Here is a 7,776-nt window from a genome sequence, read left to right on the forward strand (position 1 = left end):
TTACCCCTTGTCGGTGGGTGTGTTGTTCGTGCGCCTCCGGCTGAGCGAAACCATGGGTTTGTTCAGCTCCTCGACAAGTCCGAAATGAGGAATGAAGGATTGAACGAAAGGCGGAGGCATCGCGGTGATTGCCATTGCTGCCTTGCCTTCCGCCGGTTCAGAAGACCGGGCATTTCGTTCGAAAGCTTTGGCGAATGTGATGTCACTCATGCGTCGGTCCAGGCCGTTTGCGTATTGGTCTTGACGTTTTCTAGTTTGCCTGAGCGGACCTCGCTTTGACTTAGGTCAACCTCGAGAATTATGGGAGAGATAGGCCTTGCCACGCGCGCCCACCATTGCCGCAGGATCCCAGTCGTCATGAACAAATAGGTTCTGGTCGCACTAGGCGCCCGAATAGCGACTAAACGGTCGGGACGGGGTCGAGCCAATCGATCGCCACCCGCCCCGCCGTCCTCCCTTACGCCGATAGAGATTGCGCTGTTCAGACTGTTTCAGTCGGCGCCGGCATTGCAACGCCAAGATAGGGGTCGATCCATGCGATCTGATCGGTAACAGACTTGACGCCTGGCACGTTCTCCGCCGCAACCTTGGCAGCCAGTCGTTCTCGTTCGTCGAAGATACTACCGGATAGTTCGACAACGCCGTTCTGAACGCTCACCTTTATGAAGCCATTCTGGCTCCAGCTCTGATGCGACAGTTCCGCAATGACCGCCTCGGCGATCTGATCGTCGCTGGCCTGCGCCTTCTCCTTTGGCAGCATGTTGGCCAATGCCCGTAACAGATCCGATCGGCAGACGATGCCGATCACTTTGCCTTGTACGACGACGGGCAATCGCTTGATCCCATGCTTCTCCATCAGACCGACGGCATCGGTGAGCGCGGCTTTGGGGGCAATAGTGACAACGTCCGACGTCATCACTTCTCCAACGCTACGGCCATGCGAAAGAACATACTCATCAGCAAGCTTGCCGGGGCTGGTCAGAAACTCGAGCAGCCAGGATCGCTTGCGCTCAGTCTGCAATTCCCCGCGGCGAAGGAAATCGCCTTCGCTGACAATGCCGACAAGCTGTCCGCCGGCATCGACGACCGGAAGACCGCTGACGTGACGGTCGAGCATAATTGTGGCCGCGTCCACGACAGATGTCTTGGGGCTTACGGTGATAGCTGGCGCGTTCATGATTTCTTGAATGAGCATGGTCGTCTCCGGGCGATGATTTGGCTTGTGGTTGCCGATAGGGGTGGCATGTTCCATGCCGAGAAAGTTATGGCGTGCAGCATGGCTATGCTTTGATCGACATCAAATGAGCAGGATTAGTTGAGGTCATTGGCAAGCTTTGTTTGCGCGACAACCGACCGCTTGCTTGAAAGCAGTGCGGCAACTTCAAATGACCACAGCGGGAGAATGGCGGGGCGGCCGCTATGAGACGAACATCATTACGGCTGCGACCGCCATCAATGCGACCGTGGCCCAGCCGATGCATGCTGCCAATATCCCTATCGTGTATGGACCCATGACCTTTGGGTTTGCCGCCAACAACAGAATGACGGCAATCAGGGGAACCGCCAGCAGCCCATTTATGACGGCGCTCCAGAACAGTGCGCTCATCGGATTGATCGGCGAATACTGTATGACCAGAGCCAAAAGCACACTTATGGCGATCACACCGTAAAAGCCTCGGGCATCGTTAGGAGTGCGCTCCAGTCCGAATTTCCAACCCATGGCCTCTGCAAGTGCATAACCGGCGGAACCTGCGAGAACAGGCACGCCGATGAGGCCGACACCTAAAATTCCGAGCGCGAAGATAAGGGCGGCAAACGGTCCAGCCAGTGGCCGCAGCGCACTTGCCGCTTGCGCGGCGGTGTCGATCTGCGTGATGCCGGCGACATTCAGCGTCACGGCGGTTGCCAGTATGATGAAAAAAGCCGTGAGGTTGGAGTAGAGCATGCCGCTCCAGGTATCCCAGCCAATCCGTCGGAGCTCTTTGGGGGCTGACGTATTGTCTTTGGACAACGCCGTCGCATTGGGTTGCGCGTTCATGTCCTCCACCTCCTCTGACGCTTGCCAGAAGAAAAGATAGGGGCTGATTGTAGTCCCGAAGACGCCGACGACCACAGCGGCGTAGGCTGGTGTCGGGGTGATGGTCGGCCAGATCGTTCTCAAGGCGACCTCCTGCCAGTCGATATGGACGGTGAAAAGGACGGCCGCATAGGCAAGGAGCGAAACTGTCAGCCACTTCAGGAACGCGACGTAGCGGTGGTATGGGATGAAGACCTGAAGCGCGAGCGTCCCGAAGACGAAGAACATCGTCATCAGATGGCGGTTGAAGCCTGTGACCAACTCCGCGACTTCACCCATGGCCGCAACATCTGCGGCAATATTCAGAATATTGGCGATCATAAGCGAGAACACCACGGCATAGAGCACGAAGGGCGGGAAGGTTTCCTTTATGTTTGCCGCCAAGCCCCGCCCGGTCACACGCCCGATCCGCGCGCAAGTCGCCTGGACAACAGCCATCATCGGAAACGACACCGGCATGGTCCAAAGCATGTTCAGGCCAAACTGCGCGCCTGCCTGGGAGTAAGTCGCGATGCCGCTCGGGTCATCATCGGCAACGCCGGTAATGAGACCCGGCCCGACGCTGGCGAGCGGGTGCTCGCGCAGGCGAGCCAGCCGACCCGATATGCGCGAACGCCACGAGGTTTGTTGAACAGTGGTGAGTTCCTGTGTCATCGGCCATCGTCGGGCGTGGCTGAGAAGCCGACAACGTTCGAAGGCGAGAGTATTGTCCGATCAACATATCCGCCGACACCTCGAATGTTCTCCACAAGTATCCGGATCGCCTGACGTTGGATATCGGAATCGAGGTTTCCGCGCACCTCCACCTGTCCGTCTTTAACGGTGACGTCGACCCTGTCGCTCCCGATCCCAAGATCCGTTACCAACCGGGTTCTGATGGCGAGCCTCACGGCATCGTCACCAATGGCGACGTTTTGAACAGGCGCGTCAATGATCACGTTGAGCAGATCGCTCCGACTGACGATACCGACAAGGCGATGCTCATTGATGACCGGAACTCGTTTTATCTTGTGAGATAACATCAGGCCGCCAATCCGCCCGACATCCGTATCCGGGGCGACGCTTATAACGTCGTGGCTCATGGCCTCGCCGACCGACCAGCCGTACATTTGAATATAAGTGTTCAAACCATGCTGATCGTCACGTTTCAGGGTGCCATTCACAGCCGACGCGCAATTATTGCCAAAGCGTCGCATGAGATCCCCTTCGGTCAGCATGCCACACACCTTGCCATCGTCATCTATTATCGGCAAGCCGCTGATATCATTGGCGCGCATCAGCAATGCCGCATTTCGAACGTTCATTGTCGGCGGTGCCGTGATGACGCTCCGTGTCATGATGTCCTTCGCTTGCATTGCTCTCATCCCTGGTTGCTATGAATATTCCTGTTACAGTCGTGCTTATGGAAGCTGTAGCGCGGCGAAATGAACATCAGGCGTTCCCCGAGCCGCTCGATCTTCCGAGCGATCAGCAGGCATGTTTTCGGGTTTTCTCCAGATCGATCGCTTGTTCTTGTGCGCAAGCCAGCAAACCTTCCGCATATTTCTCGGCGGACTCAGTGTCGGTTCCGCACAATCTGGCATCATGGCATTTTCGATCGATGGCGTGCCGCATCGCTTTCATGAGATTGCCTCTCTCGCCGACGTCATGAAGGCGTATCAGCCGAGTGAGCGCCGTCAGCGCGATGAGTTCGAGGATCATCATGCGGCCTTCTACATCGCCGAGGGAGGGGATGGCTCTAGAAGCTGCACCGCCGAGGCTATCGCGCTTGGCTCTGAGCATTGGCTTATTCCTTCATGGGTTGTTTGCATGAAACAGTTTGCCAACAATCGTTGCAGCGGCATTGATCGGTATCAATGATGCAAGGAATCTTCCGGCCACGCGAAAGTGTTAGTCAGGCGATTTATCTCTTAGGACAACTGTGTATTGGAGGCTGGTCTTGCCTCGGCATTCCTGCGGTGCCTAGATGAACCATCCTCCAATTCAGACGATAATCCCAAAACGCGCAACGCATTCAAGATGACCGCGACGTCGATGGCTTCCTGCAGCAGAGCCCCATGCAGCGGCGGCAGATATCCAAACGCTGCGGCGATCATGCCGGCGACCGAGAGACCAAGCCCCACCATAACGCTTTCGCGCGCGATCGTAACGGTCCGGCGTGCGACGACCAGCGCATTTGCCAGAGGATCGAGCCGATCCACGAGTAGGACGACGGATGCCGCCTCCGAAGACGCTGCTGCTCCGCGTGCGCCTAAGGCAACACCCACGTCCGCGGCCGCCAGCGCCGGAGCATCGTTGACACCATCCCCCACCATCATGACCGGGCCGAAGCTTCTCGCGGCAACGACGGCGTCAACTTTCGAAGCGGGCGTCTGTTCGCCGAGCACCCGTTCAATGCCAAGTATGCTGCCGACATGCGAGGCAACATCCAAACGATCACCGGAAGCAAGAATGATTTTCTCGATTCCAGCGCTGCGCAATCGCTGCAGAACGCCCACCGCTTCCGCACGCACCGGATCGGCCATGATGATACTTCCCGCGACCATGCCGTCGATCGCGACCGTCACAACAACCTCGCCGGCGCGATGATGGCCTTCAACAGCGTGGAATGGGCGCTCAGAGCTTCGACTTTTCACAAACCGGTCGCCGCCGACCACAACTCGGCGTCCGTCGACCGTTCCTTCGAGCCCGGTTCCACCGATCTCTTCGACGTCGGTCGGCGGCGAGAGTGTCAGATGGCGCGCCTGCGCTTCTGCAATCAGCGCGGCCGCCATGACATGACTCGAGGCTTGATCAACCGAAGCGGCAAGACGCAACAACTCGTCCTTGTCGATCCAGTCGCTACAGCGAATGGCCACGATTTGTGCCTTACCGTGTGTGAGCGTGCCGGTCTTGTCGAGCACGGCAACCCGCACTCGGCTGAGAGCTTCAAGAGCGCCACCGTCTTTTACCAGGCAGCCGATCGAGGCGCAGCGCGAGATGCCCGACATAAGCGCGACCGGGACCGCCAGGATAAGCGGACATGGCGTCGCTATGACCAGTACCGCCAAGGCGCGCCGCGGATCGTCGGACAACAGCCAAGACGACGACGCTATCGTCACCGCCATGAGCAGAAACACCAGGCCATAGCGGTCGGCGAGGCGTGTCATGGGCGCTTTGCTGTTCCGCGCCGTCTCGACGAGGCGCACGACCGCAGCGTAGGTGCTCTCAGACGCGGGGCGCAGTGCCTCGAGGGTAAACACAGGACCTATCGATGCGCTCCCGCTTAGAACCTCTTCGCCGGTCAGATGATCGACGGGCAGCGCCTCGCCCGTCAACGCTGACTCATCGAGGACAGCTCGGGGAGACAGGAGAATGCCATCAACGGGTAGAACTTCTCCTTGGCGAATCATGATGCGATCGCCTGCGCCGATCGCCTCGATCTGGATCAGTTCCAATTGGTCGCCAGAATAACGAAATGCAGTTCGTGCCACTCGTCCGACAAGGGCCGCCATTTCACGAGCTGCGCGGCCGGATGCATATCCTTCCAACATCTGTCCGCCCGCATACATCAGGGCTACGACATTGGCGGCCAGATACTCACCAAAGAAGAGCGCGAATGCCATTGACAGAGCGGCCAAGATATCGAGCCCAAAATCGCCGCGGCGCAAGGAACGGAAAGCCTGCAGCAACAATGTAGCCAGGATCGGCAAGGTAGCGAAAGTCCAGATAAGAGAGGCAAGCGCAACACTGTCGATCGATAGAAGGATCAAGCCTGCGAGAAGCCCAGATGCTGCGATCAGCAACAACAATGCCCCTTCGATCTTCAGCGAGGATGCGAGAATGCTGATCACTCCGACGAATGGCATGTTTTGCTCCGGTGCTGCCTGTAGCCGATATGCGGCTCAACCAATCGGCTCATTGAAACCGGATTCCTCGGAACAGACATTGATCCGTCGCAATGTGGCCGGCTCCCCGACATCGCAATTTCACCGAAGGCGGCAGTCGTTCGTGTGTCGCCGCCTCTCTGCCAAGTATCGAACTTCTTTTTTGATCGCCTTTCGCGTGTCACGGCTGGTTGACCTTGATCAATGAAGCGATCCTCGCGCGGCCCTATGCTTCTTCAGTCAATAGAGTTTTAAGGAGGTGGCCATGGACGACATCGCTCTCAGACAGAATATTCTGGATGAACTGGAATTCGAGCCGAGAGTGGATGCGGCCGATATTGGTGTCGTCGCACGCGACGGCATCGTCACTCTCACCGGACATGTTGGCACATATGCGGAAAAGGATGCTGCCGAGAAGGCCGTGAGACGCGTCAAAGGCGTCCGCGCCATAGCCCAGGAAATGGACGTTCGGATCTTGGGTCCAAGGCGCACCGATGACGACGACATTGCCCGTCGCGCTGTCAAAATGGTGGACTGGAATATCTCCATTCCAAAGCAAATGGTGCAGATCCGCGTATGCAAGGGCGTCGTCACGCTTACCGGCAAGGTGGAATGGCAGTACCAAAAGAATGCTGCCGCTGCCGCTGTCAGGGATCTCGCCGGAGTCGTCGGCGTCTCCAATCTCATAGATGTCGTTCCCGGCATCAGCGCCGACGACGTCAAGAGGCGCATTGAAAATGCGCTGGAACGCGACGCGGAATTAGAGGCCCAGGCAATCCGGGTCGATGTTTCCGATGGCAAAGTCACCTTGAAGGGCAACGTCAGGACCTTGTCCGAGCGTCGTGCGGCGGAACGTGCCGCATGGTCGGCTCCCGGCGTCCACACGCTCGATGATCAGCTGTCCATCAGCTGATCCGCCTTCGACATTAAGAGAGGATGCAAAAACATGAGCACGGATTGCACACGAACGGGGGAAGCTCTGCTTGCAGGTGCAGGATATCCCCTCCCGCACCACCAGGACTGCGACTTTCGCCTCGACCGAGCAGACAGCGACGAATGGGAGATTGCGGTCCTGTCGCCTTGCGCCCAAGCGTGGGTTCGCGACGAACTGTGCTATCCTTTGGGCCAATCTCTGGGCGGCAGCTTCAAGGTGGACATACTGAGTGCGGACCGGTTTCTGAAGCAGGCGCGCGCGCGAGGATTTCGAACCGAATTTGTCGGCACGGGCGGTAAGGATCTCTTTTGAGAGGTGGGGGCATGTATAAGACAATCGTCTGTGCCATTGGTCCTGGATCGAAGGAGAGGGCCGAGCATCTCCTGCGTACCGCCCACGCGCTTCTCGATGCCGATGGCACCCTGCATCTCGCTCACTCCGTCGAGCGTTTTCCGTCCCTTGGGACGCAAGGACCGGATGATCGGGCTGTCTCTATCATCAGCGAGGCGGAAGAAAAGCTCTCGCAGCTTTGCAGGAAGCTTCCAATGCCGGCGCCTGTCCATGTTTCCACCGGCCGTGCCGCCGATGCGGTCCTGGCGATTGCCGCCGCCGTGAAGGCCGATCTGATTGTCGTGGCCGCTCACGAGCCCGACATTCTCGATCATGTCTTTGGATCGACGGTCGATCACATTGTCCACCATGCAAAATGCTCCGTTCACATCGATCGGATTCCCCCGGCGCCGAGACAATAAATATCCAATCTATTCAGATGCTGGACTGCGTCGTCGCATTGGCCGTTCGATCGTATCCATCCGAGGTGGGCCGCAGGACTTAATGGGGCTCGCGTGGTAACGTCGGGTTCATGGAGATCGATGAGGACAAGATCGACGATGCCGTCT

8 protein-coding genes are annotated in these 7,776 nt (G+C 57.9%); 3 read left to right on the forward strand and 5 right to left on the reverse strand.

From position 1 onward, the window contains the following. From FHT29_RS31745 to FHT29_RS31760, 4 genes are all read right to left on the reverse strand, one after another. Positions 1–210, reverse strand: a complete 210-nt coding sequence (locus tag FHT29_RS31745; RefSeq protein WP_047640904.1) for a hypothetical protein — start codon at positions 208–210, stop codon at positions 1–3. Positions 211–481: 271 nt separating this feature from the next. Beyond that, the gene (locus FHT29_RS31750; protein WP_112442906.1) at positions 482–1,195 is read right to left on the reverse strand and encodes a CBS domain-containing protein; all 714 of its coding nucleotides are present in this window, start codon (positions 1,193–1,195) and stop codon (positions 482–484) included. A 222-nt stretch (positions 1,196–1,417) separates the two neighbouring features. Beyond that, positions 1,418–2,731 (reverse strand): divalent metal cation transporter, encoded by a 1,314-nt coding sequence (locus FHT29_RS31755; RefSeq protein ID WP_210255606.1) that lies wholly within the window; start codon positions 2,729–2,731, stop codon positions 1,418–1,420. Then, on the reverse strand, positions 2,728–3,432 hold the full coding sequence (locus FHT29_RS31760; protein ID WP_168600960.1) for a CBS domain-containing protein: 705 nt from the start codon (positions 3,430–3,432) through the stop codon (positions 2,728–2,730). Before FHT29_RS31760 ends, FHT29_RS31755 begins: the two co-directional genes overlap by 4 nt. A 121-nt stretch (positions 3,433–3,553) precedes the next feature. On the opposite strand from FHT29_RS31760, the gene FHT29_RS31765 reads away from it, so the two are divergent. Further along, the gene (locus FHT29_RS31765; protein ID WP_168600961.1) at positions 3,554–3,937 is read left to right on the forward strand and encodes a hypothetical protein; all 384 of its coding nucleotides are present in this window, start codon (positions 3,554–3,556) and stop codon (positions 3,935–3,937) included. 50 nt (positions 3,938–3,987) lie between these two features. Here the strand turns inward: FHT29_RS31765 and FHT29_RS31770 are convergent, their stop codons facing one another. Then, on the reverse strand, positions 3,988–5,925 hold the full coding sequence (locus FHT29_RS31770) for a heavy metal translocating P-type ATPase (protein ID WP_168600962.1): 1,938 nt from the start codon (positions 5,923–5,925) through the stop codon (positions 3,988–3,990). A gap of 283 nt (positions 5,926–6,208) precedes the next feature. Here FHT29_RS31770 and FHT29_RS31775 point away from each other — a divergent pair, with 283 nt between their 5' ends. Both FHT29_RS31775 and FHT29_RS31780 read left to right on the forward strand, forming a co-directional pair. Continuing rightward, positions 6,209–6,856, forward strand: a complete 648-nt coding sequence (locus FHT29_RS31775; RefSeq protein ID WP_047562087.1) for a BON domain-containing protein — start codon at positions 6,209–6,211, stop codon at positions 6,854–6,856. A gap of 344 nt (positions 6,857–7,200) precedes the next feature. After that, positions 7,201–7,629 carry a universal stress protein gene (locus tag FHT29_RS31780; protein ID WP_168600963.1) on the forward strand — a complete coding sequence of 143 codons (429 nt, stop codon included), beginning with the start codon at positions 7,201–7,203 and terminating at the stop codon, positions 7,627–7,629. Positions 7,630–7,776 lie beyond the last annotated feature (147 nt).

It is taken from the genome of Rhizobium sp. SG741, from assembly GCF_012275435.1.
Lineage (GTDB): Bacteria > Pseudomonadota > Alphaproteobacteria > Rhizobiales > Rhizobiaceae > Rhizobium > Rhizobium lusitanum.